This is a genomic window from Planktothrix tepida PCC 9214 (assembly GCF_900009145.1).
GTDB classification, from domain to species: Bacteria; Cyanobacteriota; Cyanobacteriia; order Cyanobacteriales; family Microcoleaceae; genus Planktothrix; species Planktothrix tepida.
In genome coordinates, this window is the sequence record NZ_LN889928.1 from 1 (window position 1) to 2031 (window position 2031).

The window sequence follows — 2031 nt, forward strand, 5'->3', positions numbered from 1 at the left end:
TGTTAGAGTCGATAGAAGCGTTACCACTTCTACCTCTCCTTCAGAACCGTGCGTGAGACTTTCACCTCACACGGCTCCTTGATAATTCCACCTTTGTTATAGGTACGATTCAAAACGGGTTATTGTCATGATTCTTGATTAAAGAACCGTCGTGGGCCGTTTTTATGTCGTGACAATGTTTGTGTAGAAGTTGCAGATTATCATAAGTGTCTTTTCCACCTAATGATGTTGGTTTAATATGATCAACCTCTACAATGTCTGTACTTGTGAAATACAGACCACAGTCAGGACAAATACCCTTTTGTTTCTTGATTAATTTAGAAACCCTGTTAGGAGTTTCAGGATATTTGCCTCTTCGTTTACTCCAATAAGTCCAGTTGCCATCATACGGACTAGCTTCGCTTTTAACCTTTGTATGCCTTACGATTGGCGTACTAGCGTGAGTGATTAATTCTAATCCGTCTTCTGTACTGAAACACCAATTTTTGTTGCCTACTGTTCTCCAGTATTTATCTTTATTGATGTCCCCTTTTCCCCTTGTTCTTGCCCATGTTCTCAACTTATCATAAGTTAGATGATCAACTTGTGAGAAAGTTTTTTTACTAGCAACTGTTGAGTAATAGTTTGACCACCCTTTAATTATTGGGTTTAGCTTACTAATTAAAGTAGCTTGTGGGGCGGTCGTATAAGTATCTATTACTTCAGCTATCTTGATAAGATGAGTTTTGATTTTGGTTTTTGAGGGTGTGATTATTGTTTTAAAACCTAGTGGAATTCCTTTGGAATTATTGGCACTTCTGTAGTTACCTACTTCGTGTTGTTGTATATGGAATCCTAAAAAATTAAACCCAACTTTTCCGTCAATTTCATTGAGGGTGTGGGTTATTTTTGTTTTACTGGGTTTTAATTCCAATCCCATATCACTCAACCATTCAGCGATTATCTCTTGACACTTTCTGACAACGTTTACATCCTCATGGATTATCACAAAGTCATCAGCGTAACGGATTAAACTAAGGGCATTACGGTTATTTTGTTTATGTCCTTTTAGAGTTTCTGCATATTGCTTGACTCTTTCTTCCATACCATGTAAGGCAATATTTGCAAGTAGAGGTGAAATCACCCCCCCTTGTGGTGTTCCCTCATGGGCAGGAAAAAGTTGTTTTCCGACGCAGTACCCTGCTTTGAGCCACACTTGAATTTGACGGCTTAAAGTGGGGTATGTATGTATTTTGGAGATTAACACTTGATGGTCTATACGATCAAAGCATTTTGAGATATCAGCATCAAGCACATATTTGGCTTTTTGATGGATGCTATTGAATATTGCTTCGATTGCATCGTGGCAGGAACGTCCTGGTCTGAAACCGTAACTGTTAGGTTCAAATTTAGCCTCCCATTCGGGTTCTAATGCTAGTTTGACTAACGCTTGTAATGCACGGTCGTCTATTGTGGGTATTCCCAATGGACGAGTTTCAGTTGTTCCCGGTTTGGGTATCATTACTCTACGAGTAGGTTTAACCTTACCTGTTAACTTTAATCGTCCTACAAGGCTCATCCGTTGTTTTGGGGTCAGAGATTTAACTCCGTCCACTCCTGCGGTATTTTTGCCTTGATTGTCCTGTGTTACCCGACGTACAGCGATACATTTTGCTGACCAAGACCTAATCAGGGTCTTCTGAAGTTTGCGAACTGCTTTAACATCGCCTCGTTCACTCGCTCGAAATATGCGCTTTTGCAACTTGAAAGTCACCCGTTCTAGCTTGCGCCAGTTGATGTCTTTCCACTCCACCGTCTGATTTTTGTTCAGCGTTTTAGATTTATTCATTGCTACTTGTTCTATTTCTTTGGAATTACCGAGTATCTGTCAGCATATCCCTTGCATTACCAAGGGCATTCGCTTTTGATACCATCCCTCCCCTAATTACCATTCGTTAGCTACTTACTGGTTATCGACCTTTTACCAGAGATAATTAGGGGTTACTTCGTTCCGATTACACATTTGTTTGAAGTCTTTAGCGTGATGCTATC

General features: G+C 40.0%; 1 pseudogene. It reads right to left on the reverse strand.

What is annotated here, in order from left to right:
- Positions 1-29: 29 nt before the first annotated feature.
- Positions 30-1828: pseudogene (gene ltrA / locus PL9214_RS33185) on the reverse strand (group II intron reverse transcriptase/maturase).
- Between the last annotated feature and the right edge of the window lie 203 nt (positions 1829-2031).